Source organism: Quisquiliibacterium sp., from assembly GCF_982640115.1.
This window is the reverse complement of sequence record NZ_CEXFHW010000005.1, coordinates 26,581-52,980: the sequence shown is the minus strand read 5'-3', so window position 1 is coordinate 52,980 and position 26,400 is coordinate 26,581. Positions and strand designations below refer to the sequence as shown.

Genomic DNA, 26,400 nt, shown 5'->3' with positions numbered 1-26,400 from the left:
ATGCGCGCGAAGGCGTCATCGGTGAGCGGCCCGGTGAGGTCGACGCCATCGATCTCGGCGCCCAGGGCGGTGGAGAAGGGCGTGATGCGCAGGGTGCTGTCGGACATGGCGAGGCTCCGGGGGCGGCGGCATCGAAAGGGTAGCCCAGGCGCACCGAACCGGGATACGCCGGCCCTCGCGCCAGTGGGTCTGCCGGTGCCGGAAAGTGCGCGGCGCGGTGTCCGGGCTCCGGCATGCATGCCATGATCATGACGCATTCGCAGCCCGGCCTTCGCAGCCCGGAACACTCAGGAGCCACGCATGACTCGCGATCTTTCCCGGCGCCGCCTGCTTCGCGCCGCCACCGTGTCCGGCCTTGCCGCCGCGGGTCTGCCCGCGGCCCGGGCGCAGGCCTGGCCCAGCAAGCCGGTCCGCATCCTGGTGGGCTTTCCGCCCGGCGGCACCAGCGACCCCTATGCCCGCATGATCGGTGATCACATGGGCCAGAAGCTCGGGGTGCCGGTGGTGGTCGAGAACCGCCCGGGTGCGAGCGGCTTCATTGCCCTCGAGGCGCTCGCCCGCTCGCCGGCCGACGGCCACACCATCGGCGTCACCACCTTCACGTCGGTATGGGGCAGCCGGGCTCTCTACCGAAAGCTGCCCTTCGATGCCGACAGGGACTTCATCTCCGTGTCGGGCCTGCCGGTCGGACCGCTGCTGATCGCGGTGCCGACATCGCTGCCGGTGAATTCGGTGCGCGAGCTGCTCGACTACGCCAGGACCCGTCCGGTCGCCATGGCCAGCTACAACGTGGGTTCGGTGCCGCACATGGTCGCCACCGAGTTCAACGCCAAGCATGGGCTGAACATCAATGTGGTGCAGTACAAGGGCGAGGGTCCGATGTGGCTGGATGTCGCCGGTGGCGTGGTCCAGGTGGGGGTGGGCAGCTATGTGGCCATGGCGCCGCACCTGGCGCGTGGCACCGTCAAGGTCCTGGCCTCGATCGGCGCCGAGCGCAATCCCAAGCTGCCCAACATCCGCTCCATGATCTCCATGGGCTACGACGCGCCGATCTTCCGGCTCGATGGCGGGCTGGTCATGCTCGCGCCCGCGGCCACGCCGCCCGAGATCGTCAAGCGCCTCGGCGATCTCTGTGTGGAGGCCGGCGACACGCCCAAGGGCCTGGCGCTGCGGGAGGCATTCGCCATCGATGCCAAGCCGACCACGGCCGCCGACATGCAGCGCAAGTGGCGCGAGGAGAGTCCGCTCTGGATCCGCATGACCGAGGCGCTCGGCGTGAAGATCGACTGATCGCGCCGGTGGCCGGCTGGCGTCGCGCCTGCGCGGCACAGCCTGGCACGCCGGCAGCGCCCGGGCGCCCGCCCGACAGGTGACGGCTGCGTCCGCTTGTGGTTCCATTGCGGGTTTTGCCACCGGAGCGCTCGCCTTGACCAGGGGATTGACCACCACCGTGCTGCATGCCGATCGGCAGTCGCCGATCGAGCATGGCTCGGTCCACAAGCCGATGCACGCCGCGGTCGCCTTCGGCTACGCCGCATCGCGCGACCTGGCCGCCGTCTTCCAGGGCGAGAAGGCCGGCCATGTCTACGGCCGGCAGGGCAACCCCACCACCTCGGCTCTCGAGGCCAAGGTCTCGCTCATGGAGCAGGCCCAGGGCACGGTGTGCTTCTCCACCGGCATGGCCGCCATCGGTTCCATGATGGTCGCGCTGCTGCGCGCGGGCGACCATGTGGTCTCCAGCCAGTACCTGTTCGGCAACACCAACAGCCTGCTGCAGACGCTATCGGCGATCGGGGTGGCGGTGAGCCTCGTCGATGCCACCGATGCCGATGCGGTCGAGCAGGCCCTGCAGCCGAACACCCGCCTGGTGTTCGTCGAGACCATCGCGAACCCGGCCACCCAGGTGGCCGACCTCGCCGGCATCGGCGAGCTCTGCGCGCAGCGCGGCGTGCTCTACGTGGTCGACAACACCATGACCTCGCCCTGGCTGTTCCTGCCGCGCAGCGTCAAGGCCTCGCTCTCGGTCAACTCGCTCACCAAGTGGATCGGCGGGCACGGCAACGCCCTGGGCGGCTCGGTGTCCGACACCGGTCTGTTCGACTGGTCCGTGTACCCGAACATCGCCGCGCCCTATCGCAAGGGCAACCCCGCCAACTGGGGCCTGCAGCAGATCCGCAAGAAGGGCCTGCGCGACTTCGGCGCCACGCTCTCGGCCGAGCACGCGCACCGGCTGGCGGTGGGTGCCGAGACCCTTGCGCTGCGCATGGACCGTGCCTGCGACAATGCCATGCGCCTGGCCACCTGGCTGCAGGCGCAGCCCGGCGTGGCCCGCGTGGCCTACCCCGGTCTGCCGGGACACCCCCAGCACGCGCGGGCGGCGGCGCTGTTCCGCCGCTTCGGCGGGCTGCTCTCCTTCGAGCTGCGCCAGGGCATCGACTGCTTCGATTTTCTCGACGCGCTGCAGGTGGTGATCAAGTCCAGCCACCTCGGCGACACCCGCACCCTGTCGATCCCGGTGTCCCACACCATCTTCTTCGAGATGGGAGCGGCGCAGCGCGCCAAGATGGGCATCGCCGAATCGCTGATCCGGCTGTCGGTGGGCATCGAAGATTACGACGACCTCCAGGCGGACTTCGCCCAGGCGCTCGCCCGGGTGGAGGCCTGAGCCGCGCCCTTGCTGCCGGCCCTGCGCCTTCGCTGCGTGCTCGGCGAGTGCTCGCTGGGCAGGGTGCTGGTCGCCTCCAGCCGTGCCGGCGTGAGGGCCATCGCGCTGGCCGATGGCCACGAGGAACTGCTCGACGAGCTGCGCGGGCGCTGGCCGTCCGCGGCGCTCCAGATCGCCGACGATGCCACTGACCGGGCGCTGCTCGCGCGGGTGACCGCCGCGCTCGAGCAGCCGGCCAGCGCACAGGCCCTGCTCGCCGACCTGCCTCGGGACACGCCCGGCAGTGCCTTCCGGCAGCGGGTCTGGCAGGCGCTGCTCGCGCTGCCGCCCGGCGCGCCCACCACCTACACCCGCCTGGCGCAGGGTCTGGGTCTGCCACTGGCGGTGCGGGCGGTGGCCAGCGCCTGCGCGGCCAACCCGCTGGCGGTCTGGGTGCCCTGTCACCGGGTGGTGCGCAGCGACGGCTCGCTGGCCGGCTACCGCTGGGGCCTGGCCCGCAAGGCAGCGCTGCTGCGCCGCGAAGCTCAGGCCATGACCGGTGCCGGGGCGGCTGCGCAGTGACGCCCGCCCCGCCGCCGGCCACGCCCGACTGGCTTGCGCCCCAGCCGCTCGCGCAGGCCTGTGCCCTGCCGGCCCGCTGCTACACCGATCCGCAGGCCGGTGAGCGTGATCGCGTTGCGGTGCTGGCCCGCGGCTGGCAACTGGCGGCCCGCGAGTCCGAGCTCGCCTGCCCGGGCGACCACACCCTGGCCGAGGTCGCCGGTGTGCCCCTGGTGCTGGTGCGTGACCGCGAGGGCGTGCTGCGCGCGCTCCACAATGTCTGCCGCCATCGCGCCGGGCCGCTGGCAGCCTGCGCCGGCAGCGGTCTTGAGCGCCTGAGCTGCCGCTACCATGGCTGGACCTATGCCCTCGATGGCCGTCTGCTCGGCGCCCCCGGCATGGCCCGTGTGCCGGGCTTCGATCCGCGCGAGATCTGCCTGCCGCAAGCCCGGCTGGCCTGCTGGCAGGGTCTGGTCTTCGTCTGCCTTGATGCGGCTGCGCCGGCATTCGCCGAGGTGGTCGAGGGCATCGATGCGCGGCTGGGCGGCGTGTCGCTGGCCGCGATGCGTCCCGAGCGCCGGGTGGTCTATCGGGTGGACTGCGACTGGAAGCTCTATGTCGACAACTACCTCGAGGGCTACCATGTGCGCTGCGTCCACCCTGGGCTGAGCGGCCTGCTCGATGCCCAGGCCTACGCCACCACGCTGTCGCGCTGGCACAGCCTGCAGGCCAGCCCGCTCGACAGTGCCGATGCGCTTTACGGCTCGGGCGAGGCGCTCTACTGGTTCATCTATCCCAACACCATGATCAACCTGCTGCCCGGCCGACTGCAGACCAACCGGGTGCTGCCCGACGGTCCGGGCCGCTGCACGGTGGTCTTCGATTACGCCTACCTGCCCGGTCAGGCCGACCCGCAGCGCGTGGCGGCCGACCTCGCCTTCAGCGACACCGTGCAGGCCGAGGACGCGGCCATCTGCGCTGCGGTCCAGCGCGGCATGGCCAGCGGCTCGTGGCCGCCCGGGCGACTGAACCCGGCGCAGGAGCAGGGCGTGTGGCACTTCCATGAACTGCTGCGCGCGGCCTGGCGGAGCGCGCCATGACCCGCCTCACCCGCGAGCTGGTGCAGGCGGTGCATCCCGGTCCGGTCGATGACCAGGGCGAGGCGGTGGAACTGGCCACGCCGCAGGAGCTTGCCGAGTCGCTGCGGGCCTGCCAGCGCTCGCGGCCGGCCGGTGGCCCGGTGTGGGTCTTCGCCTACGGCTCGCTGATGTGGAAGCCCGAGGTGCCGGTGGTCGAGAAGCGGCTTGCCATGCTGCACGGCTGGCATCGTCGCTTCTGCCTGTGGCAGTGGCGGCACCGTGCCACCCGCGAACGGCCCAACCTCATGCTCGGCCTCGACCGTGGTGGCTGCTGCCAGGGCATGGTGCTGCGGTTGCCGGCGCGTGGCGTGGCCAGCCTGCTCGAGCGCCTCTGGCAGCGCGAGATGATCGGCCGCGGGTACCACGCCCGCTGGGTGCGCGCGGCCACGCCCGCCGGACCGGTGACCGCGCTGGCCTTCGTGGTGCGCCGCGAGGGCTTGCGCTATGCCGGGCGTCTGCCCGACGAGCAGGTGGCCGACTACATGGCCCGCGCCTGCGGCTACGCGGGGTCGGCGGCGGAGTACCTGCTCAACACCTGGGAGATGGCCGAGGCCCACGGCCTGTCCGACCGCTACCTGCGCCGCATGCAGGCGCTGGTGGCGGCCCGGCTGCGCGGGATGCGCGAGGTCTGAAACGCGGCGCTGGCGCCAGCCACGCCCGGCAGGCGCGCGAGTTGACCGCGCGGGTGAATCTGGTCGAACGCTCGCCAGGGGTGCTCGATCGGGCGCTGCTGCCTGTCCTTGCCACCTGCGACCAGCGGCTTGCCGCCGCGGCCGCCGCCCAGGAGTTCATGCTCGCCGACGGCCAGCAGGCGGCGACCCCCCGGGGGGTGCCGCTGACTCAGTCCAGCTTGGCGCCTGCGTCGCGCACCACCTTTGCCCACTTCGCGATGTCGGCGCGCAGCAGCCCGGCGAATTCCTCGGGCGGGATCAGGAAGGCATCGGCGCCGGCCTTGGCCACCTTCTCGGCCACCTCGGGCGTGCGCACCGCCTCGGCGACATCGGCATTGATCTGCCTCACCACCGCCGCGGGCGTGCCGGCGGGCGCGAACAGCCCGAACCAGGGCGTGACCTCGAAGCCCGCGATGCCCGACTCGGCGATGGTGGGGATGTCGCGGAAAGCCGGTGAGCGCTTCGGGCTGGTGACCGCCAGCGGCCGGATCGTGCCGTTGGCGATGAAGCCGGCCACCGAGGGCAGGCTGGTGAACACCACATCGATCTGGCCGCCGATCAGGTCGTTGAGCGCCGGCGCCGCGCCGCGGTAGGGCACATGGTCGACCCGAACGCCTGCGGCGGCGTTGAACATCTCGCCCAGAAGATGGTTGACCGAGCCGTTGCCGGCCGAGCCGAAGGTCAGGCGGCGGGCGCGGGCCTGTGCGGTGAAGTCGGCCACGCTGCGCGGCCCCGTCTTCGCGTTGACCGCCATCACGAACGGCACCGTGGCGATGGTGGCCACCGCGGCGAAGTCACGCTCCGGATCGAAGGGCAGGTTGCGGTAGAGCGCGCCGTTGATGGCATGGGTGCCCACATAGCTCATCAGCAGGGTGTGGCCGTCGGCCGGTGAACGCGCCACCGCTTCCATGCCGATGTTGCCGCCGGCACCGGGCCGGTTCTCGACCACCACCGGCTGCTTCCAGAGCTCGGCCAGACGCTGGCCGACGATGCGCGCCAGCGTGTCGGAGGCGCCGCCCGGGGTCTGCGGCACGATGATCTTCACGCCGCGGCTCGGGAAGGTCTGGGCGCGCGCCGGCGCGGTCAGCGGCGCGAACGCGGCCGCCGCGGTGGCGGCGAGCAGCTGACGGCGTCGCGTGAGGCGGGCGGTCGCGCTCATGCCGCGTCTCCGTCGTAGGCGATGCCGTGCTCCACGGTGTTCCAGATCCAGCGCGCGCTGGGACGCTGGCGCTCCTCCCAGATGTGGCCCACCAGCCCGGCGGCGCGGCTGATCACCGCGATGCCGCGCATCACCGGTTGCGGGATGCCGATCTCGCCCAGCACCGCCGCGATCGCGCCGGTGGCGTTGATGGTGAGGTGCCGGCCGAAGGCGCGGTCGATCTCGCGCGAGAGGGTCTGCAGCGCGGCGATGTGCCGGCCCGGCACGCCTTCGCGCAGGGCCACCTCGAACAGTCGCGGTGAGCGCGGGTCGTCGGGCTTGTGGTGCGGGTGGCCAAAGCCATGCGCCGGCTTGCGCTCGGCGCGCAGCCGGTCGGCGATGGCGGCAGCCCGCGTGGGCACGCCCTCGGGGGCCTCCAGCATCTCGGCGATCAGGGCCGAGCAGCCCTCCATGGTGCCGATGAAGGTGCTGCCCACGCCCAGCACGCCGGCAGCCACCGCCGATTGCAGCGCCTCGGGCGCCGAGTCGTAGATCAGCCGCGTGGCGATCGCGCTCGGCGTGAGGCCGTGCTCCATCAGCGTCACCAGCACGGCGTCGAGCAGCACGGTCTGGGTCCGCGTGGGCCGCTGCCCGAGCATCTGGAACAGGATCATCTCGGTGAAGCTCACCTGCCCGATGAGCTCGTCGACCAGGTTGGCGCCGCGCACGAAGATCGCCTCGGGCGTGGCATGGCAGATGGCGGTGGTGGGCGGGGGCTGGCTCATGGCGGATCTCGCTGACAGGGTGCGTCGCGGGGGCGGCGCCGGTGAAGGGAGGGAAGGGCGCAAGGATGCGGCATGCGCCCGCGGCCGTCCACGGCGGGCGGGGCAGCAGCCGCTGCGCCGCGCGGCGCAGCGTTCCGCTTCGGCACCGGCACCCGTTCCCGCGGCGGCATTCGTCGTTAGCATCGACGCTCACCGCACCTTCAGGAGAACCCCATGAGCTATCGTCGAATCCAGGTCAGGCAGATGTGCGGCGCCGGCGGTGGCGAGATCACCGGCGTCAACCTTGCCGCTGGCGTCGATGACGAGACCATGGCGGAGATCCGTCGCGCGATGCTCGAGAACCTGGTGGTCACCATCCCCGACCAGCCGCTCGACGACTCGGCGCTGGCTGCGTTCAGCGCCCGCCTCGGGCCCTTCGGCATCGAGCCCTTCGTCGAGGGCTCCGAGACGCACCCGAACGTGATCGCGGTGGTCAAGGAGGCCGACGAGACCACCCGCTTCAACTTCGGCGGCAACTGGCACAGCGACTGGAGCTTCCAGGACACCCCGCCGAGCTTCACGCTGCTGCATGCGCGCGAACTGCCGCCGGTGGGCGGCGACACGCTGTTCGCCAACCAGTACCTGGCCTGGGAGTCGCTCTCGGCCGGCATGCAGCGCATGCTCTCGGGTCTGCGCGGCATGCACAGCGCGCGTCGCCCCTACGGCCCGCAGAGCGTGTTCCGCCAGGGCATCCTGCGATCGATGAAGATCCGCACCGGCGAGGAGGCGCTCGCCGAGCGTGCCCATCCCATCGCCCGGCGCCACGGCGAGACCGGCCGCACCGCGCTGTTCGCCAACCGGGGCTACACCATCCGCCTCGAGGACATGACCGAGGCCGAGAGCGCCGGGCTGCTCGATTACCTGCACGAGCACTCCATCCGCCCGGAGTTCATCATCCGGGTGGTCTGGCGTCCCGGCATGCTCACCATCTGGGACAATCGCGCGGTGCAGCACATGGCGGTCAACGACTACCACGGCCACCGCCGCGAGATGCACCGCACCACCATCAAGGGCGAGGAGCCGCTCGCTGCCTGAGCCGGCGCGGCGGCCGGCCCCGCTGACGACGCTCAGCGGCCGTGCCGCAGCACGCGGCCGGCACGCGCGCCGGTGTGCTCGTCGTTCAGCACATTGACCTCGCCGTTGACGATCGTGGCCCGGTAGCCCACCGCGCGCTGGTTGAAGCGGCGCGCCCCGCCGGGCAGATCGTTGACGATCTCGGGATGGCGCTCGGCCACCCGCGCCGCGTCGAACACATTGATGTCGGCGCGCTTGCCGACCGCGAGCACGCCGCGGTCGCTCAGGCCGAGCACCCGTGCGGGCCGCGAGGTCATGCGCTCGACCGCCTCGCCCATGCTGAAGAAGCCGCGCTCGCGCACCCAGTACGACAGCATGAAGGTGGCCCAGCCGGCGTCCATCACCTGCGAGACATGCGCGCCGGCATCGCCCAGGCTGGGGAAGCAGTGGCGGCTGCGGAACATGTGCTCCAGGCCGGTGAGGTTGGGGTTGAACATGCGCAGGGTGAACAGCGCCTTGCCGTGGCTGTCGCGGGACAGACGCAGGAAGGTCTCGGTCCAGTGCTCGCCGCGCTCGCGCGCCATGTTGACCACGCTCATCGAGGCGTCGGCCGCGTAGGCCGGCGTGTCGGCGTCGCCCATGTAGTACATGTCTTCCACCGGCGTGCCGAGGTTGGCCTTGAAGCCACCGGCCTTGCCCTCCTCGACCATGGCCGCGAAGGTCTCGGGATCGCGCAGCGCCGCCACCCGCTCGGCCAGCGTGGGCAGCTTCTGCACCCGGCCCCAGGTGGGGCCGCGCACCGGCAGCGCCGCCTGAAGGCCGTAGATCATCCCGGAGCTGCGCACCTGGGTGATGGCGGTGATGTCGCGGCCCTCGCAGATCGCCTCGAGGGCGTTGCGCCGCTCGGTGGCGCCGGCGAGGTCGCCGCGGCCGGCGCCGTAGCTGCACAGCACGCGCGCGCGGGCGGCGTCGGAGATGTTCTGCAGCAGGCTGAGCTCGGCGCCCACCGCCTGCACCAGGCCGTTGCGGCGCGCCACCTCGCGCGAGATGGCGATGATCTCGCTCTCGTCGGCGAAGGTGCCCGGGATCGCGCGGCCATCGGGCAGGGTGTGCATCGCGAAGCGGTTGATCGAGAAGCCGGCCGCGCCGGCGTCGATCGAGCGGCCCACCACCTCGGCCATGCGCTGCAGTTCTTCCGGCGTGGCCTGCTCCTCGACCGCGCGCTCGCCCATGACATAGAAGCGCACGGCGCTGTGCCCGACCAGGCCGGCGATGTTGATGCCGGGGCGGATCTTCTCGACCGCGTCGAGGTAGCCGCCGTAGTCTTCCCAGCTCCAGGGCAGGCCGGTGAGGATGGCGTTGCGCGGAATGTCCTCGACGGTCTCCATCATGCCGGCGAGCAGCTCACGGTCGGTGGGCTTGCAGGGCGCGAAGGTCACGCCGCAGTTGCCCAGCAGCGCGGTGGTCACGCCATGCCAGCTCACCGGCGTGCAGTCGGGGTCCCAGCCGATCTGGGCGTCAAGGTGGGTGTGGATGTCGATGAAGCCGGGCGTGACGGTCATGCCATCGGCATCGATTTCGCGACGGCCCTTGCCGTCGACCTTGCCGATCGCGGTGATGACGCCGTTGTCGATGCCGATGTCGCCGGGCACGGCTTCGCTGCCGGTGCCGTCGACCAGACTGCCGCCTCGGATGACGAGATCATGGGCCATGGTGCTTGCTCCTGAAGGGTTCGGTGGTGGTGCGGACTCGGGGAACGGTGACGGGACTCAGGGCCGCATGGCATTGCCGTTGCGGCCGGGCACGCGTGCCGGCTCGGCCAGCCGCGCGAACTCGCACAGCAGCGACCGGGTCTTGCGCGGGTCGATGATCTCCTCGACCCAGAACTTCTCGGCCGAGCGGAAGGGCGAGCGCAGCGCGTTCAGCCGCTCCTCGATCTCGGCGAGCTTGGCCTTGGGGTCGGGCGCGGCCTCGATGTCGGCACGGTAGGCCGCCTCGATGCCGCCTTCCAGGGGCAGCGAGCCCCAGTAGGCCGAGAGCCAGCCGTAGCGCAGCGACAGGCGCGCGCCGGGCTGGTGGGCAGCGCCGGCCACCCCGAAGGCGTTGCGCACGATCATCGTGCACCAGGGCACGGTGGTCTGGTTCATGGCAGCCATGGCGCGCACGCCGTGGCGAATGGTGGCGGTCTTCTCGGCATCGAGGCCGATCAGGAAGCCCGGGCAGTCCATGAGGTAGACCACCGGCAGGTGGAAGGTCTCGGCGAGGTCGACGAAGCGCACCACCTTCTGGCAGGTCTCGGCATTCCAGCTCCCGCCGTAGTGGTAGGGGTCGCTGGCCAGCAGCATCACCGGGTGGCCGCCCAGCCGCGCCAGGCCGGCGATGATCGAGCGGCCGAACTGCCGGCCCATCTCGAAGAACGAGCCCTTGTCGACCACCGACTCGATGATCGGCCGCATCTTGTAGATCTGCCGCCGGTTGCGCGGAATGGCCGAGAGCAGCCAGTCGTCGGCACGCTCGGGGTCGTCGCTGCAGTCGGTGATCGGCGGCAGGCCGTGCACCGACGAGGGCAGGTAGGACAGGAAGCGGCGGGCCTGCTCGAAGGCCTCCTGCTCGGTCTCGGCGATGTTGTCGATGCCGCCGGCGCGCGCCTGCAGCTCGGCGCCGCCGAGCTCCTGCTTGCTGAGCGGCTGGCCCAGACGGGCCACCAGCGGCGGGCCGGCCACGAACATGGCCGAATCGCGGGTCATGATCGAGAAGTGGCTGGAGGCGAGCCGCGCCGCGCCCAGCCCGGCCACCGAGCCCAGGCCCAGACCCACCACCGGCACCTGCGCGAGGTTGGCGGTCATGTGGTAGAAGCCGCGCGTGCCGCCGACCCCGCCGGGCAGGTTGGAGGCGCCCTTGGTCTCGATGGTCTTCACCGAGCCGCCGCCGCCCGAGCCCTCGATGATGCGGATGATGGGCATGCGGAACTCGGCGGCCATCTCCTCGGCCATCAGCGGCTTGGCGCTGATCGAGGCGTCGGCCGAGCCGCCGCGCACCGTGAAGTCGTCGCCCACGATCACCACCGGTCGGCCGTCGACCTTGCCGCGGCCGAACACGCAGTTGGCCGGCGTGAGGTGTCGCAGCGCGCCCTTCTCGTCGTACTCGCCGATGCCGGAGATGGAGCCGACCTCGATGAAGCTGCCGGTGTCGAGCATGCCGTCGATGCGTTCGCGAACCGTGAGCCGGCCGCCATCGTGCTGCCGCTTGACCTTGTCGGCGCCGCCCATCTCGCGGGCGAACGCCTTGCGGCGCTCGAGTTCGTCCAGCTCCGGCTGCCAGCTCATGCCCTGTCTCCTAGGATGAAATTCCGGGTTGTGATCAGGGCCAGTCTGCCATAGGGGCGCGCCGGGGCCGCAAAGAGTGCGAAGGGTGAAACCGGCGGCGTTCCGAGGGACGCGTCGATGGCGCCTGAGCCGCTCAGTCGCTCAGTCGCTCAGTCGCGGCAGCGGCACGAACCACCAGAGCAGCACCGAGAGCGCGATCGCGCCCAGGCCGATCGGCATGAGCAGGCGCCAGCCGCGGTTGGCCGTGCGCAGCACCTGGGCCTCGGTGACCCAGATGGTCTCGCAGGCGCCATCGCCGCGGTCGGTGCGCACCGTGGAGGTGCCGCGCCGGAAGGAACGGCCGTGCTGATGCGAGTACTCGGCCAGGTAGCCCTCCACCCGGACCTGATCGCCCGGACGCACCGAGCGCAGCAAGCGCACCAGCCGCGGGTCGCTCGCCAGCAGATGGTTGTTCGAGAGCGCGTTCGGGTCGAAGCGTTCCCAGGCCTCGCCCGAGTCGGTGGCGGCGTTGCAGGTGAAGATCTCGCTCCAGAAGCGCAGGCCCTGATAGGCGCCGGTGCGGGCATTGGGGCCCCAGATCACGCACAGGTCGACCACATTGAGGTGGTCACGCCAGTCCTTGCGATGGACGATGTCCCACCACACGCCGGCATCGTGGCGGCTGACCACCAGGCCGCTGAGCCGGTAGCGGAACAGGGGCTTCACGGTGTACTCGATCTCGCCCACCCGGTGGCGGAAGGGCTGGCGCTGCTCGGCCTCCTGGAGGGGCTCGGCGTGGATCTCGGGCAGCAGCCTGGCGGGTTCGGGCAGACGGTCGCGCATGTGCAGCGAGCCGCCAACCGCCAGCAGCCCGGCGAGCATCAGCAGCCCGGGCAGCCGGTGCAGGATCGACACGGGCGCGGCGGCCGGTTCAGGCCTGGTTCGTCAGCGCCGTCACGCCGACTCAGGGATCGAGGGCGGCGGCGCAGGCGTCGGTGGGCAGCGCGGCTGCATGGCCGACCACCGGGACGATCTTGATCACCGCCGAGGCGACCCGGCAGGGCGCGGCCAGCAGGCCGCAGCCTGACAGGCTGGTGACGAGCAGCGCGGCAAGGAGAATCCGTGAGAGGCGACGCATGGCGAGGCTTTCCTGGGGGCGGGTTGAGGGGCCGGGAAGGGCATGCAGGGGGCGTGCCCGCCGCTCACTATAATCGGCCCGGCCATGCGAATCGAGTCGATCCGTGACCGCCTGCGCGCCTGTGGCGCGAATGCAGCCCACCAGCGCTGGGCGCTGCAGGGCTGGTCGCAGGCCCTGCCGCCCGATCATGGTCCGCGCCGTCCGGCGCAGTGGCTGCCGCTGGCCATGCGCGAGGCCCTGCCGGCACTGCGCGAAGACCTGGCCGCGCTGGCGCGGCTGGTGTCGCGTCATCCGGCCGAGGATGGTTCCGAGCGCCTGCTGGTGGCGCTGGCCGACGGCCAGACCGTCGAGAGCGTGCTGCTGCCGCGTGGTGGCCTGTGCGTGTCCACCCAGGTGGGCTGCGCGGTGGGCTGCGTGTTCTGCCAGACCGGCCGCGAAGGCCTGCTGCGCCAGCTCGGCAGCGCCGAGATCGTGGCCCAGGTGGCCCTGGCGCGCGCGCTGCGGCCGGTGCGCAAGGTGGTGTTCATGGGCATGGGCGAGCCGGCCCACAACCTCGACGCGGTGCTCGAGGCGATCGCCCTGCTCGGCACCGACGGCGGCATCGGCCACAAGAACCTGGTCTTCTCCACGGTGGGCGATCGCCGGGCCTTCGAGCGCCTGCCCCAGGGGCCGGTGCGGCCGGCGCTGGCGCTCTCGCTGCACACCACCCGGGCCGAGCTGCGTGCCCGGCTGCTGCCCCGTGCGCCAGTGATTGATCCGGTCGAGCTGGTCTCGCTCGCCCAGGCCTACGGCCGGCTCACCGGCTACCCGGTGCAGTACCAGTGGACGCTGCTCGCCGGCGTGAACGACGGCGACGACGAGGTCGAGGCGATCGCCGCGCTGCTCGCCGGCCAGTACGCGGTGATGAACCTCATTCCCTGGAACGCGGTCGAAGGCCTGCCCTGGCAGCGGCCCGACCCCGCCCGTGCCCAGGCCATGGCCCTCGCCCTGCACCGGCGCGGCGTGCTGACCAAGCTGCGCCAGTCGGCCGGCCAGAGCGTGGACGGCGGCTGCGGCCAGCTGCGCGCCCGTACCCTGCCGGCAGAGCAGCCGGTGCGCTTCATCTGAGCCGACGGTCGCCATGCGCCTGATCGCCAACGGCATCCCGATCGAGGTCGACGACCAGGGCCCGCCCGGCGGTACGCCAGTGCTGCTGCTGATGGGGCTGGGCATGCAGCTGGTGGCCTGGCCCGAGCCCTTCGTGGCGATGCTGGTGCGCCAGGGCCTGCGGGTGATCCGCATCGACAACCGCGATGCCGGCCTGTCGGCCGACTTCGCGGCCCATGGCCTGCCCAACCTCGCCTGGCTGGGCCTGCGCCACTCGCTGCGCCTGCCGGTGCGTTCGCCCTACACCCTGCAGGACATGGCCGATGATGCGGTCGGCGTGCTCGATGCGCTGGGCCTGCCCGCGGCGCACCTGGTGGGTGCCTCGATGGGCGGCATGATCGCCCAGGTGGCCGCGCTGCGTGTGCCGCAGCGCGTGCGCGGCCTCACGCTGGTGATGTCCACGCCGGGTGCGCGCGGCCTGCCCGGGCCGAGCGGCAGGGTGCGTGCCGCGATGCTTGCCCGCCCGCCCGCCGTGCGTCGCCTGCCGGCCGATGCCGCCGGCGCGCACCGGCCCGACCCCCGCGATCTGCCGGCGCTGGTCGCGCATCTGGCCGGTCTGCTCACCCTGCTGGGCAGTGCCGAGACCGCGCGCGATGCCGAAGGCCTGCGTCAGCGTATCGGGGCGGCCGCCGGTCGCGCCTGGCGACCCGAGGGCACGGCCCGGCAGCTCGCCGCGATCATGGCCGGTGGCGACCGCACGCCGGCGCTCTCAGGGCTGCGCCTGCCGGTCACGGTGGTGCGTGGCCTGGCCGATCCGCTGCTGCCGCCCGCCCACGGCCGCGCGCTGGCCTCGTCCATCCCCGGGGCGCGGCTGCAGGAGATCGAGGGCATGGGTCACGACCTGCCGCCCTCGGTCTGGCAGCCGCTGGCCGATCGCGTGGCGGAGCAGGCGCTGGCTGCGGGCCCGGCATCGCCCACCGGCTTGAAGCGGTAGAAGCGCTGGTTCAGGTAGCCGGCCACGGCGGCGATGTCGGCCGGCGTCCAGTCCAGCCGCTGCGTCTCCTGCCAGCGGCGCACCTGCGCGTTCAGGCTCGGCCAGTCGGTGACCAGCCGGCGATCCCGCCAGTGCGCCTGCGTGCCGTGACAGCCGATGCAGTGGGTGTCGTAGAGCAGCGCGCCGCGATCGGCGGCCGGCTGCGCCGGCGCGGCCATCGGCGCGCCGGCCAACAGCAGCAGCGCGGCGGCCAGCGCCGCCCGCCGCGGGGCTTTCGGGATCATGGACTCACCTCGCAGGCAACAGGCCGTGCGATCATCGCCGTGGCCCTGGCCGGCCGCCCTGTGTTTTCTCAATCCGGTCCCGATCAGCCCGCGCACCGGTGCTGACCCGCTCCCAGGATCCCCGCATGACCCTGCACCTGAATGAACGCATCGACCAGTTCGAGTCGCCGTTCCGCCGCCTCGATGCGCTGATCGCCGATCTGCAGCCCGCGCCAGGGCTCGCGCCCATCCTCATGCACGTGGGCGAGCCGCAGGACGAGCCGCCGGCGCTGCTCGCGCAGACCGTGGCCGCCAATGCCCACGACTGGAACCGCTATCCGCCCTCGCTGGGCACGCCGGCCTTCCTGGCGGCGGTGGCCGGCTACCTCGATCGCCGCTACCCCGGCGCGCGCGGCCGCGTGCGGCCCGACCGGGAGCTGTCCTCGGTGGCCAGCACCCGCGAGGCGCTCTTCCTGGCGGCCTCGGTGGCGATCGGTCAGGCGCGCGCGCAGCCGGTGGCGCTGATGCCCAATCCCTTTTATCAGACCTACCGCGCGGCCGCGATCATGGCGGGCGCCACCCCGGTCTACCTGCCGCAGAGCGGATTTCCGCGCTTCGAGATCGACCTCGACGCGATCGACGAGGCCACCCTGGCCCGCACCGGCATCCTCTACCTCTGCTCGCCCTCCAACCCCGAGGGCCAGGTTCTGGCGCCCGAGCGCATGCGCCAGGCGGTCGCGCTGGCGCGCCGCCACGGCTTCCTGGTGGTGTTCGACGAGTGCTATGCCGAACTGCACGACGGGCATCCGCCGGTGGGGGCCCTTGAGGTGCTGGCCCAGGCCGATGGCTCGGCCGGCTGGCTCGACAACGTGCTGGTGCTGCATTCCCTGTCCAAGCGTTCGAGCGCGGCGGGCATGCGCTCGGGTTTCGTCGCCGGTGATGCCCGCGTGGTGGCCGCGCTGAACAAGGTCCGCCTCAACGGCACGGCCTGCACGCCGGCGCCGCTGCAGGCCGCGGCCGCCGCGCTCTGGTCCGACGACGCCCATGTGGTGCAGATGCGCGAGCGCCTGGCCGCGCGCTTTGACCTGGCCGATCGCCATTTCGCCGGCTACGCCGGTTACCGGCGTCCGCCCTGTGGCTTCTTCGTGTGGCTGCGGGTGCCTGACGGCGCCGCGCTCACCCGGCGGCTGTGGGCCGAGCGGGCCCTGAAGGTGCTGCCCGGCGAGTACCTCACGCAGCCCGCGCCCGATGGCAGCAACAGCGGCCGCGAATTCATCCGGCTGGCGCTGGTGCAGCCCCTGCCAGTGGCCGACGAGGGGCTGGCGCGGGTGGCTTCGCTGCTCTGAGCCCCGGCGCTCAGCCGCGCGCCGATTCCCGGCGCGCGATCCAGAAGGTGGCGGCCACGATCACCGCACCGCCGAGCAGCGCGGTGGGCGAAGGCGTGTCGCCGAACAGCGCGAGGCCGAGCAACGCCGCCCAGATCAGGTCGAGGAAGCGGATCGGCTGCAGCGCCGAGATGTCGCCCAGGCTGAAGGCCCGGGTCATGCACAGGTGCGCCACGGTGCCCAGCAGCCCGCACAGCAGGAACAGCGCCCACTGCAGGCCGGTGGGATCGCGCCAGCCGGGCAGGGCGAAGGGCAGCGTGAGCAGCATCACCGCCACGTTCTGCCAGAACACGATCACGCTCGGCGAGTCGTGCCGGGTGAGCGCCTTGTTGATGAGGAACGAGGCGGCAAAGAGCGGCGAGGCCGCCAGCATCACCAGGCTCCACCAGCCCGAACCGGCTCCGGTGAGGTGCGGGCCGAGCACGATCAGCACGCCGGCCAGCCCCACGCCGGCGGCCAGCCAGCGTGCGGCGCTCACCTTCTCGCGCAGCACCAGGGCCGCGCCGACCAGCACGAAGATCGGGCTGGTGAACTGCATGGCCGTGACATCGGCGAGCGGCAGATGCGGCAGGGCCAGGAAGAACAGGCCCAGGCCTGCGGTGTGGACTGCGCCGCGCCACCACAGGCCGCGCGGGTTGTTGGGCCGGTAGGCGGCGATCCCGTCGCGCAGGACCATGGGCAGCATCACCGCCAGCCCGAACACATAGCGCAGGAACTGCGACTGCAGCGGGTCGAGCTGCTGGGTGAGGATGCGCATCACCCCGTTCATGGTGCACAGGGTGAGGCCGCCGACGGCCATCCAGGCCATGCCGCGCAGCACCGGCGCGAACTGGCGCGCGGCGGGTTGGCCCGGATCGGTTGCGTTCATCGGTCGAGTATAGGCAGGGCCCGCCTGGCGTGGATCCGCCATCGGCCGGGGCCGTACCGGTTCTGGTCTATCCTCCGCAGGCCGGCCGCGTCGTGTGCCGGCGCCTTCTCCCGAGGACCTCCCGATCATGCAGCCTGCCGACCAGCCCATCCTGCGCGACATCGTGCTGGTGGGCGGGGGTCACAGCCATGTCGGCGTGCTGCGCCGGTTCGCCATGCGGCCCATGCCCGGCGTGCGGCTCACCCTCGTCTGCCAGGACAGCTTCACGCCCTACTCCGGCATGCTGCCGGGCCATGTCGCCGGCTGGTACCGGCGAGACGAGGTCCACATCGACCTGCCCCGACTGGCCCGCTTCGCCGGCGCGCGCTTCCTGCGCGACGAGGTGGTGGGGCTGGATCGCGCCAACCATCGGGTGCTGTGCCGCGACCGGCCGCCGCTGGCCTACGACCGGGTCTCGGTCAACATCGGCTCCACGCCGCAGACCGACCCGGTGCCCGGCGCCACCGAGCACACCGTGCCGGTCAAGCCGATCGGCCGCTTCGATGCCCGCTGGCAGGCGCTGCTCGAGCGCGTTCGCACCCGCGAAGGCCACTGGCGCGTGGCGGTGGTGGGCGGCGGCGCGGGCGGGGTCGAGCTGCTGCTCGCCATGCAGCACCGGCTCGGCGCCGAACTGCGCGGGCTCGGGCGCGATCCTGGCGCGTTGACCTTCCATCTGGTCACCGGCCGCGGCGGGCTCATGCCCACCCACAACCGCTGGGTGCGCGAGTGCTTTGCGCGCCTGCTGCGCGAGCGCGGTGTGGTGGTGCACGAGCGTGCCGAAGTGCGCGCCGTGCGCGCCGGCGTGCTCTGCCTGGCCGACGGCAGCGAGCTGCCCGCCGACGAGATCATGTGGGTCACCCGGGCCGGCGGCGCGCCCTGGCTGCGCGGCACCGGCCTCGCCCTGGACGAGGACGGCTGCCTGCGGGTCGGGCCTACCCTGCAGTCGATCACCGACCCCGAGGTGTTTGCCGCGGGCGACATCGCGGCGATCGAGGGCCGCCCGCTCGAGAAGGCCGGGGTCTTCGCGGTGCGCCAGGGCAAGCCTCTGGCAGCCAATCTGCGCCGCTCGCTTGCCGGCGAGCCGCTGCGGCCCTATCGCCCGCAGCGCCGCTGGCTGGCGCTGATCGGTACCGGTGAGCGCCATGCCATCGCCTCGCGCGGCGCGATCGGCTTCCGCGGCGACTGGGTGTGGCGCTGGAAGGACTGGATCGACCGCCGCTTCATGGCCCGCTTCAGCGAGTTCCCGCCGATGAGCGCCGCGCCTGGCGGGGCCGCGGCCGCCGTGGCGCCGGGGGCGGGCCTGGCGCTGCGCGAGGACGAGGCCGCGCAGGCGCTGTCGGCGATCGCCATGCGTTGCGGCGGCTGCGGCGCCAAGGTGGGCGCCACCGTGCTGTCGCGGGCGCTCGCCGATCTGCGCCCGCTCGACCGGGCCGATGTGCTCATCGGCCTGAACGCGCCCGACGATGCCGCGGTGGTGGCGGTGCCACCCGGCATGGCCATGGTGCACACCGTGGACTTCTTCCGCGCCTTCATCGATGACCCCTGGCTCTTCGGCAAGGTGGCGGCCAACCATGCGCTGGGCGACATCTGGGCGATGGGTGGTCAGCCGCAGAGCGCCACCGCGATCGTCACCGTGCCGCCCGGCCTCGAGAGCAAGACCGAGGATCTGCTGCGCCAGATGATGACCGGCGCGGTCGATGTGCTCAACGAGGCCGGTTGCGCGCTGGTGGGCGGGCATACCGGCGAGGGGCGTGAGCTGGCGCTGGGCTTCGCCGTGAACGGTCTGGTGGCCGCCGATCTCTCCACGGTGCTGCGCAAGGGCGGCATGCAGCCGGGCGATGTCCTGGTGCTGACCAAGCCGATCGGTACCGGCACGCTGTTCGCCGCGCACGACCGGCTCCAGGCCCGCGGCGACTGGATCGACGCGGCCCTGGCCTCGATGTGCGTGTCCAACCGCGAGGCGGCGCGCTGCCTGCGCGAGCACGGCGCCACCGCCTGCACCGATCTCACCGGCTTCGGTCTGCTCGGCCACCTGGTGGAGATGACCCGACCCTCGGGCGTGGATGCCGAGATCGATCTCGAGGCCCTGCCGGTGCTGCCCGGTGCCGAGCAGACCGCCGCGGCCGGCATCCTGAGCTCGCTGCAGCCGGCCAACCTGCGGCTGCGCCGCGCGGTACGCAACCCCGAGGCCGCGATCGCGCATCCCCGTTACCGGCTGCTCTTCGATCCCCAGACCGCAGGCGGCCTGCTCGCGAGCGTGCCGGCCGCGCGGGCCGAGGACTGCCTGCGCGCGCTGCGCGCCGGCGGTGCCCCGCAGGCCGCGCTGATCGGCCGCATCCTGCCGCAGGGCGATGCGCTCGCCCCGGTGCTGCTGCGGCTCTGACTCAGGCTCCGGGCCGCTTCTTGATGCCCCGGCAATCGATCGCCGAGGCGCGCGGGTCTTCGTCCTTGCCGAAGATGCGGTGCTTCTGCAGCTTGTTGGTCGAGGTCACCGGCAGCTCGTCGCGGAACACCACCCAGGCCGGAGCCTTGTAGTAGGCAAGCTCCGCCAGGCAGTGCCGGGTGAGCGTCTGTGCGCAGGCCGCGTCGCCGTTCACGCCAGGCGCGGGCACCACCACCGCCAGCACCTCCTCGTCGCGCATCTCGTCGGGCACCGCCATCACCGCCACGCGGTGGACCAGGGGATGGGCGGCCAGCACGGCCTCCACCTCGCCCGCCGAGATGTTCTCGCCCGAGCGCCGGATCATGTCCTTGCGGCGGTCGATGAAGTAGTGCATGCCGCTGTCGTCGACGCTGACGATGTCGCCGGTGTGGAACCAGCCGCCGCGCCAGGCGCGCTCGGTGGCCTCGGGGTCGTCGAGATAGCCGCTGAAGAAACCGCGGCGCGGGTCGTCGCCGGCGCAGCGCACCAGCAGCTCGCCGGGCTGGCCGGCGGGCACCGGTCGGTCCTGGTCGTCGACCACGCGGGTCTCGATCGGCGCGCGCATCCGGCCGAACGCGCGGGTGTCGACCTGACGCGGCTCCTCGTGGTTGACGAGGAATCGGCCGGTCTCGGTCATGCCCCAGACCTCGATCAGCGGCAGTCCGAAGCGCGCCTCGAATTCGGCGTGCAGGGTGGGATCGCAGCCCGCGCCAAGGCCCCAGCGCACCGCATGCGCGCGATCGTGCGGGGAGGGCGGATGCTTGATCAGGGCCGGCGGCATGACCCCGAGGTAGTGGATGCCGGTGGCGCCCGAGCCGCCGACATCGGCCCACCAGGTGCTGGCGTGGAATCGGTCGGGGATGATCAGGCAGTTGCGGGTGAGGATCATCGCCCCGAGGGTGTTGATGCCGCAGTTCATGTGGAACACCGGCAGCGGGTTGAAGACCCGGTCCTGCCCTTCGCGCAGCGCGAGCAGCCCGCCGCTGTCGCGGTACCAGGCGCTCGCGGTGAGCACATACTCGTTGGTCAGGATGCAGCCCTTGGGCAGACCCGAGGTGCCCGAGGTGTACAGGATGGCGGTCTCGGCGCGCCAGGGCTCGCCCGCCGCGCGGCGCGCTGGCGGCGCCGTGGGCAGGTCATCGGCCAGCCGATCGCCGGCCACGATGGGCGGGCCGGCCGTGCCGGCCAGGGCCTCGCGGGTGGCCGCACCGCGTTCGGCATTGGCCACCACCAGCTCGGCGCCGGAGTGGCCGAGCTGATAGCGGATCTCGCCGCCGCGGTGATCCGGGTTCATCGGCACGATCGAGGCGCCGAGGCGGTTGAGCGCGAGAAAGTGGAAGAAGTGCTCGGGCACGTTGCCCACGCCCAGCGCAATGCGGTGGCCCGCGCCCCAGCCGCGGCGGGCATAGAGCGCGCTCAGCTGGTCGACCTCGGCGGCAACCTCCGCGTAGCGCCAGACGCGTCCGCCCATGGACGGTGGCTGTGCGAGGAAAGGCGCGTTCGGCGCGTCGGTGACGGCCTGCGCGAAGGCCTGGTACAGGGTCTGCATGCCGGTCTCCGGAGGGGGCCGCGGCGGCCGCGGTTCGAAGCATGCGCCGCGCCGCCGCGGTGGCTGGCGGGAGTTGCTATTCTGGCCCATCCCCCTGCCCATGGCCCGTGTCCGGGCCCGTCCGCCTTGAAACCCAGCCAGTCCGAATTCATCGAGATCCGCGGCGTGCGCCTGCACTGCCGTGTGTGGGGCCCGGCCGGCGCGCCGCGGCTGTTCCTGCTGCATGGCAACCAGGATGTCTCCGCCTCGTGGCAGTTCACGGTCGATGCCCTGCAGCGCGACTGGCGCGTGATCGCCCCCGACTGGCGCGGCTACGGGCTGTCGGGCTGGAGCGGCGCCCACACCTACTGGTACCCCGACTACCTCGGTGATCTTCACGGCCTGCTCGAGCACCACAGCCCCGAGGAGCCGGTGCGCCTGGTGGGTCACAGCATGGGTGCGAACATCGGCGCGCTCTACAGCGGCGTGGCGCCGCACCGCGTGGCCCGCTTCGTCAATGTCGACGGCTTCGGCCCCCCGGCCAGCCGCCAGGATCCCGCGCCGCGGCGCATCGCCAAGTGGCTGATGCAGCTCGGCGAGGACACCGCGCAGCGGCCCTACGACAGCTTCGAGGAGTTCGCCCTGCGCATGGGCTCCGAGAACCCGCGTCTTACCGAGGCGCGCGCCCGCTTCCTGGTCGAGCACTGGGGCCGCGAGGCGCCCGAGGGCGGGGTGGTCCGCCGCGCCGACCCTGCCCACAAGCGCATCAATCCGCTGCCGGTGCCCTATGCCGAGCAGCTCGAGTGCTGGCGCCAGACCACCGCCTCGGTGCTGTGGATCGATGGCGAGCAGTCGGGCCTGTGGGCGCGCCTGCAGGCGCGGCCCCAGGAGTTCGACGAGCGCATGGGTGCCTATGCCGATCTGCGCATCGCGCATGTGCCCGAGGCCGGCCACAACATCCACCACGACCAGCCCGAGCGGCTGGCTGCGCTCATCGAGGACTTCCTCGCCGGCTGAGCGCCCGCCCGGCGCGATTGCGCGCCCTCAATGCCGCGTGGGGCGTGCGCGGTCAGCATGACGGTCCCCGTCAATGCCGGCCGCAGGAGAGTCGCTTGGCCGACCCCGATCCGCTCGCCTTCGTTGCCCGCAGCTGCGTCGCGCCGGCCGAGGTCCATCACCGCCACCCGCCCGAGCCCTCGGCTGCCGGCCGCCGCGGGGGCTACCGTGCCCGTGAAGGTCTGCCGGTGGCGGGCGCCTTCAGCCACCTGATGCAGCGCACCTATGCGGTGGTGCTGGCCGGCGGTCGAGGCTCGCGTCTGCATCAGCTCACCGACTGGCGCGCCAAGCCGGCCGTGCCCTTCGCCGGCAAGTTCACGATCATCGACTTTCCGCTGTCGAACTGCGTGAACTCCGGCATCCGCCGCATCGGCGTGCTCACGCAATACAAGGCCCAGAGCCTGATCCGCCATGTCGAGCGCGGCTGGGGCTTCCTGGAGGCCAACCTCGGCGAGTTCGTCGATGTGGTGCCGGCCCAGCAGCGGCTCGATGACCAGTGGTACAGCGGCACCGCCAATGCGGTCTACCAGAATCTCGACATCGTGCGCGAGGCCGAGCCGAAGCATGTGCTGGTGCTCGCCGGCGATCATGTGTACAAGATGGACTACTACACCCTGCTCGCCGACCATGTGGCGAGCGGCGCGAAGGCCACCGTGGCCTGCCTGCGGGTGCCGATCGAGCGGGCCAACGGCTTCGGTGTGATGCGGGTGGATGCCGACAGCCGGGTGTGCGCCTTCGCCGAGAAACCCGAGCGGCCCGAGCCGATTCCCGGCGAGCCCGGTCAGGCGCTGGCCAGCATGGGCATCTATGTCTTCGATGCGGCCTTCCTGTACCGCGAGCTTGCCCGCGACGCGGCCGATCCGTGTTCCAGCCACGACTTCGGCCGCGACCTGCTGCCCTGGATCGTGCCGCGCCATCATGTGCACGCCCATCGCTTCGAGCGCAGCTGCGTGAACATGGTGGGCGATCGCCCCTACTGGCGCGATGTCGGCACCGTGGATGCCTACTGGGAGGCCAACCTCGACCTCACCCAGGTGGTGCCCGAACTCAACCTGTACGATGACCAGTGGCCGATCCTGAGCCTGCAGCGCCAGCTGCCGCCGGCCAAGTTCGTGTTCGACGAGGCCAGCCGGCGCGGCATGTCTCTGGACTCGCTGGTCTCCAGCGGCTGCATCGTGAGCGGCGCCACGGTGCGCCGCTCGATCCTGTTCTCGAAGGTTCGGGTGGCCGAGGGCAGTCTGGTGGAGGACTCGGTGGTGCTGCCCAATGTCAGCATCGGTCGCGGCGTGACGCTGCGCCGGGCGATCGTCGACAAGCACTGCGTGCTCCCCGACGGCTTCACCGCCGGGCTCGATCCCCGGGCCGATGCCGCTCGCTTCCATGTCACCGAGCGCGGCGTGACCCTGATCACCGCGGCCATGCTCGGTCAGGACCGGCTCGCCGGCGGCAGCCTGATCTGAGGCCTGCGAGGTGTCCCGGCCCGATCGTTGCCCGGGCCGGGAGCCGCTCAGTGCGGCTCGCCGGTCATCACCCGGTAGAGCTCGAGGTAGCGCGCGGCCGAGCCGGCCCAGCTGAAGTCCTGGGCCATGGCCTGCTGCATGACGGCACGCCAGCGCGGCGGCTCGCGGTACAGCACGAGCGCGCGCGCGATCGCCGATTCGAGCGCGGCCGGTGTGGCCTCGCCGAACAGGAAGCCGGTGGCGCTGCCCCGGCGCAGCGCCTCGTCGCTCGCGTCGGTGACGGTGTCGGCCAGCCCGCCCACCCGCCGCACCAGCGGCAGCGTGCCGTAGCGCAGGCCGTAGAGCTGGGTGAGGCCGCAGGGCTCGAAGCGCGAGGGCACCATGATCAGATCGGCGCCGGCGATCAGCCGGTGCGCAAAGGTCTCGTCGTAGCCGATGCGCACCGCCACCCGGCCGGGATGGGCGTCGGCCGCGGCCTGGAAGGCGGCCTCGAGCACCGGGTCGCCCGCACCCTGCAGCGCGAGCTGGGCGCCACCGGCGAGCAGCGCCGGCAGCGCCGCCAGGACCAGGTCGAGCCCCTTCTGCGACGTCAGCCGGCTGACCACGCCGAACAGCGGCGCGTCGGGCTGGGCGGCCAGCCCCATCTGGGCCTGGAGCGCGGCCTTGCAGCGCGCCTTGCCCTCGAGCGCCTGCGCATCGTAGGGCGCCACCAGGCTGGCATCGGTGGCCGGATTCCAGATCGCGGTGTCGACCCCGTTCAGGATGCCCGAGACATCGCTGCGGCGGCCGCGGATCACGCCGTCCAGACCGCAGCCGAATTCATGGGTGGCGATCTCGGCCGAGTAGGTGGGACTCACGGTGGTGATGCGTCGCGCGTACTTCAGCCCGGCCTTCATGAACGAGAGCTGGCCGTGGTACTCGATGCCGTGGGAGTGCAGGAAGGCCGAGGGCAGGCCGAGCTGGCCGAAATCGCCCTGGCTGAACAGGCCCTGGTAGGCGAGGTTGTGCACCGTGAACACCGAGCGTGCCGTGGCTGCCGGGTTGGCGGCGAGATAGGCGCAGGTCATGGCCGCGTGCCAGTCGTGGGTGTGCACCACCGTCGGCATCCAGGCCGGGTCGAGCTCGCCGCCGGCGAGATGGGCGCCCGCCCAGCCGAGCAGGGCGAATCGCTGCAGGTTGTCGGCCCACTCCACGCCCTGTGGCGACTGATACGGGCTGCCCGGCCGGCGATAGAACCAGGGCGCATCGACGATGTAGACCGGCAGCTTGCTGTAGGGCATGCGGCCCAGGCGGATCGCCACGCGCGCCGCGCCGAACAGCGGACCGCCCTGCCAGACCAGCCGCGGATGCAGCACCGACTCGGTGATGGCGGGCAGGCCCGGCAGCAGCAGGCGGACATCGGCGCCGAGCGCGGCGAGCGCCGGCGGCAGCGCGCCGACCACATCGGCCAGGCCGCCGGTCTTGACCAGCGGAAAGATCTCCGCCGCCACATGGAGGACCCGCATGCTCAGGCCTTGATGCGGGCCAGCATGTCGCGCGTGACCAGCGTCACCCCGGTGGGGGTGCGGTAGAAGCGGACCGCGTCGAGGTTCGGGTCCTCGCCGATCACCAGGCCCTCGGGAATGCTGACGCGGCTGTCGATGATCGCCCGCGAGATCCGTGCGCCGCGGCCGACCGAGACATCGGGCAGCAGCACCGACCAGTTCACCCGCGAGTAGGAGTGCACCCGGACATTGGAGTAGAGCACCGAGCGCTCGACATGACCCGACACGATGCACCCGCCTGACACCAGGGACTCGATCGCGGTGCCGCGGCGGTCATCCTGGTTGTGCACGAACTTGGCCGGCGGCAGCTGCGGCTGGTAGGTCCAGATCGGCCAGCGCGCGTCGTACATGTCGAGCATCGGCGAGGTGGCGGTGAGGTCGATGTTCGCGTCCCAGTAGGCATCCACCGTGCCGACATCGCGCCAGTAGGGCTTGTCACCCGGCTCGCCGCCGACCGCGCTCAGCTCGAAGGGGTGGGCATTGGCATCGCCCTGGCGCACCGCGTGCGGGATGATGTCCTTGCCGAAGTCGTGGCTGGAGGCCGGGTCGCGGATGTCGCGTTCGAGCTCGCGGTAGAGGTAGTCGGCGTTGAAGATGTAGATGCCCATGCTCGCCAGCGCACTGTCGGGCTTGCCCGGCATCGGCGGCGGGTCGGCGGGCTTCTCGATGAAGTCGGTGATCCGTCGGTTCTCGTCGACGGCCATCACGCCGAAGCCGCGCGCCTCCTGGCGCGGCACCTCGATGCAGGCCACCGTGCACGGCCTGCCCTTGGCGACATGGTCGGCCAGCATCACCGCGTAATTCATCTTGTAGATGTGATCGCCGGCCAGCACCACGATGTAGTCGGCGCCGTAACTGCGCAGGATGTCGTGGTTCTGGTAGACCGCGTCGGCCGTGCCGCGGTACCAGCTCGCCTCGTCGATGCGCTGCTGCGCCGGCATGAGGTCGACGAACTCGTTCATCTCGCTCTTGAGGAAGGCCCAGCCGCGCTGGATGTGGCGGATCAGGCTGTGGCTCTTGTACTGGGTGAGCACCCCGATGCGCCGCACCCCCGAGTTCAGGCAGTTGGACAGCGCGAAGTCGATGATGCGGAACTTGCCGCCGAAGTGCACCGCGGGCTTGGCGCGCAGGTCGGTCAGGCTCATCAGCCGGCTGCCGCGGCCGCCGGCCAGCACCAGGGCCACGGCCCGCTTGGGCAGCTCCAGGCTCAGGGCCAGTTCATTGGGTGTCACGGGACGCTCTCCAGGAAGGCCGAAAGGCGACGCATCGGCGCATGCTGCACTGCCGCGTCAGGGTGGCGGCGAAGCACCGATCGGCCGCC

At 71.9% G+C, this 26,400-nt stretch carries 23 protein-coding genes; 12 read left to right on the top strand and 11 right to left on the bottom strand.

From position 1 onward, the window contains the following. The first annotated feature begins 300 nt into the window (after positions 1 to 300). The 5 genes from AC2H6A_RS01335 to AC2H6A_RS01315 all read left to right on the top strand — a co-directional run bounded on the left by AC2H6A_RS01335 (position 301) and on the right by AC2H6A_RS01315 (position 4,976). A complete protein-coding gene (locus AC2H6A_RS01335) occupies positions 301 to 1,290 on the top strand; it encodes a Bug family tripartite tricarboxylate transporter substrate binding protein (protein ID WP_484271327.1) in 990 nt (329 codons plus the stop codon). Between the two features lie 136 nt (positions 1,291 to 1,426). Next, positions 1,427 to 2,665 carry a cystathionine gamma-synthase family protein gene (locus AC2H6A_RS01330; protein WP_484271326.1) on the top strand — a complete coding sequence of 413 codons (1,239 nt, stop codon included), beginning with the start codon at positions 1,427 to 1,429 and terminating at the stop codon, positions 2,663 to 2,665. 9 nt (positions 2,666 to 2,674) lie between these two features. Then, on the top strand, positions 2,675 to 3,226 hold the full coding sequence (locus AC2H6A_RS01325) for a methylated-DNA--[protein]-cysteine S-methyltransferase (RefSeq protein ID WP_484271325.1): 552 nt from the start codon (positions 2,675 to 2,677) through the stop codon (positions 3,224 to 3,226). Further along, complete coding sequence (locus tag AC2H6A_RS01320; protein WP_484271324.1) at positions 3,223 to 4,305, top strand: aromatic ring-hydroxylating oxygenase subunit alpha; 1,083 nt, start codon at positions 3,223 to 3,225, stop codon at positions 4,303 to 4,305. Before AC2H6A_RS01325 ends, AC2H6A_RS01320 begins: the two co-directional genes overlap by 4 nt. After that, on the top strand, positions 4,302 to 4,976 hold the full coding sequence (locus tag AC2H6A_RS01315; protein ID WP_484271323.1) for a gamma-glutamylcyclotransferase: 675 nt from the start codon (positions 4,302 to 4,304) through the stop codon (positions 4,974 to 4,976). The genes AC2H6A_RS01320 and AC2H6A_RS01315 overlap by 4 nt, the downstream gene beginning before the upstream one ends. 208 nt (positions 4,977 to 5,184) lie before the next feature. Here the strand turns inward: AC2H6A_RS01315 and AC2H6A_RS01310 are convergent, their stop codons facing one another. Further along, positions 5,185 to 6,174: a Bug family tripartite tricarboxylate transporter substrate binding protein gene (locus tag AC2H6A_RS01310; RefSeq protein ID WP_484271322.1), complete on the bottom strand. Its 990-nt coding sequence runs from the start codon at positions 6,172 to 6,174 to the stop codon at positions 5,185 to 5,187. Further along, positions 6,171 to 6,938 (bottom strand): citryl-CoA lyase, encoded by a 768-nt coding sequence (locus AC2H6A_RS01305; RefSeq protein WP_484271321.1) that lies wholly within the window; start codon positions 6,936 to 6,938, stop codon positions 6,171 to 6,173. Before AC2H6A_RS01305 ends, AC2H6A_RS01310 begins: the two co-directional genes overlap by 4 nt. A gap of 213 nt (positions 6,939 to 7,151) precedes the next feature. On the opposite strand from AC2H6A_RS01305, the gene AC2H6A_RS01300 reads away from it, so the two are divergent. Then, complete coding sequence (locus AC2H6A_RS01300; protein ID WP_484271320.1) at positions 7,152 to 8,012, top strand: TauD/TfdA dioxygenase family protein; 861 nt, start codon at positions 7,152 to 7,154, stop codon at positions 8,010 to 8,012. 32 nt (positions 8,013 to 8,044) lie between these two features. Here the strand turns inward: AC2H6A_RS01300 and AC2H6A_RS01295 are convergent, their stop codons facing one another. The 4 genes from AC2H6A_RS01295 to AC2H6A_RS01280 all read right to left on the bottom strand — a co-directional run bounded on the left by AC2H6A_RS01295 (position 8,045) and on the right by AC2H6A_RS01280 (position 12,434). Then, on the bottom strand, positions 8,045 to 9,703 hold the full coding sequence (locus AC2H6A_RS01295; RefSeq protein ID WP_484271319.1) for an N-acyl-D-amino-acid deacylase family protein: 1,659 nt from the start codon (positions 9,701 to 9,703) through the stop codon (positions 8,045 to 8,047). Positions 9,704 to 9,760: 57 nt separating this feature from the next. Further along, a complete protein-coding gene (locus tag AC2H6A_RS01290) occupies positions 9,761 to 11,317 on the bottom strand; it encodes an acyl-CoA carboxylase subunit beta (RefSeq protein WP_484271318.1) in 1,557 nt (518 codons plus the stop codon). A 141-nt stretch (positions 11,318 to 11,458) separates the two neighbouring features. After that, entirely contained in the window at positions 11,459 to 12,211 is a 753-nt protein-coding gene (locus AC2H6A_RS01285) for a hypothetical protein (protein WP_484271317.1), read from the bottom strand. A 49-nt stretch (positions 12,212 to 12,260) separates the two neighbouring features. Next, a complete protein-coding gene (locus AC2H6A_RS01280; RefSeq protein ID WP_484271316.1) occupies positions 12,261 to 12,434 on the bottom strand; it encodes a DUF6726 family protein in 174 nt (57 codons plus the stop codon). A gap of 84 nt (positions 12,435 to 12,518) precedes the next feature. Here AC2H6A_RS01280 and AC2H6A_RS01275 point away from each other — a divergent pair, with 84 nt between their 5' ends. Continuing rightward, the gene (locus AC2H6A_RS01275; protein ID WP_484271315.1) at positions 12,519 to 13,541 is read left to right on the top strand and encodes an RNA methyltransferase; all 1,023 of its coding nucleotides are present in this window, start codon (positions 12,519 to 12,521) and stop codon (positions 13,539 to 13,541) included. Positions 13,542 to 13,554: 13 nt separating this feature from the next. Further along, positions 13,555 to 14,514 carry an alpha/beta fold hydrolase gene (locus tag AC2H6A_RS01270; RefSeq protein ID WP_484271314.1) on the top strand — a complete coding sequence of 320 codons (960 nt, stop codon included), beginning with the start codon at positions 13,555 to 13,557 and terminating at the stop codon, positions 14,512 to 14,514. On the opposite strand, the gene AC2H6A_RS01265 is transcribed toward AC2H6A_RS01270, so the two are convergent. Next, complete coding sequence (locus tag AC2H6A_RS01265) at positions 14,415 to 14,798, bottom strand: cytochrome C (protein WP_484271313.1); 384 nt, start codon at positions 14,796 to 14,798, stop codon at positions 14,415 to 14,417. The genes AC2H6A_RS01270 and AC2H6A_RS01265 overlap by 100 nt on opposite strands. A gap of 125 nt (positions 14,799 to 14,923) precedes the next feature. Here AC2H6A_RS01265 and AC2H6A_RS01260 point away from each other — a divergent pair, with 125 nt between their 5' ends. Next, positions 14,924 to 16,123: an aminotransferase class I/II-fold pyridoxal phosphate-dependent enzyme gene (locus tag AC2H6A_RS01260; RefSeq protein ID WP_484271312.1), complete on the top strand. Its 1,200-nt coding sequence runs from the start codon at positions 14,924 to 14,926 to the stop codon at positions 16,121 to 16,123. Between the two features lie 10 nt (positions 16,124 to 16,133). Here AC2H6A_RS01260 and AC2H6A_RS01255 read toward each other — a convergent pair whose 3' ends face one another. Continuing rightward, on the bottom strand, positions 16,134 to 17,030 hold the full coding sequence (locus tag AC2H6A_RS01255) for a DMT family transporter (protein ID WP_484271311.1): 897 nt from the start codon (positions 17,028 to 17,030) through the stop codon (positions 16,134 to 16,136). Positions 17,031 to 17,157: 127 nt separating this feature from the next. On the opposite strand from AC2H6A_RS01255, the gene selD reads away from it, so the two are divergent. Then, the gene (selD, locus tag AC2H6A_RS01250; protein ID WP_484271310.1) at positions 17,158 to 19,452 is read left to right on the top strand and encodes a selenide, water dikinase SelD; all 2,295 of its coding nucleotides are present in this window, start codon (positions 17,158 to 17,160) and stop codon (positions 19,450 to 19,452) included. Position 19,453: 1 nt separating this feature from the next. On the opposite strand, the gene AC2H6A_RS01245 is transcribed toward selD, so the two are convergent. Further along, a complete protein-coding gene (locus AC2H6A_RS01245; RefSeq protein WP_484271309.1) occupies positions 19,454 to 21,040 on the bottom strand; it encodes an AMP-binding protein in 1,587 nt (528 codons plus the stop codon). A 126-nt stretch (positions 21,041 to 21,166) separates the two neighbouring features. Between AC2H6A_RS01245 and AC2H6A_RS01240 the strand changes: the two genes are divergently transcribed. Both AC2H6A_RS01240 and glgC (AC2H6A_RS01235) read left to right on the top strand, forming a co-directional pair. Then, positions 21,167 to 22,036, top strand: coding sequence for an alpha/beta fold hydrolase (locus tag AC2H6A_RS01240; protein ID WP_484271308.1), 870 nt, complete (start codon positions 21,167 to 21,169; stop codon positions 22,034 to 22,036). A 95-nt stretch (positions 22,037 to 22,131) separates the two neighbouring features. Then, a complete protein-coding gene (gene glgC, locus AC2H6A_RS01235) occupies positions 22,132 to 23,535 on the top strand; it encodes a glucose-1-phosphate adenylyltransferase (protein ID WP_484271307.1) in 1,404 nt (467 codons plus the stop codon). A gap of 47 nt (positions 23,536 to 23,582) precedes the next feature. Here the strand turns inward: glgC (AC2H6A_RS01235) and glgA are convergent, their stop codons facing one another. Together glgA and glgC (AC2H6A_RS01225) are read right to left on the bottom strand one after the other, a co-directional pair. Continuing rightward, positions 23,583 to 25,040, bottom strand: a complete 1,458-nt coding sequence (gene glgA, locus AC2H6A_RS01230) for a glycogen synthase GlgA (protein WP_484271306.1) — start codon at positions 25,038 to 25,040, stop codon at positions 23,583 to 23,585. A 2-nt stretch (positions 25,041 to 25,042) separates the two neighbouring features. Beyond that, the gene (glgC, locus tag AC2H6A_RS01225; RefSeq protein WP_484271305.1) at positions 25,043 to 26,311 is read right to left on the bottom strand and encodes a glucose-1-phosphate adenylyltransferase; all 1,269 of its coding nucleotides are present in this window, start codon (positions 26,309 to 26,311) and stop codon (positions 25,043 to 25,045) included. Positions 26,312 to 26,400: the final 89 nt, after the last annotated feature.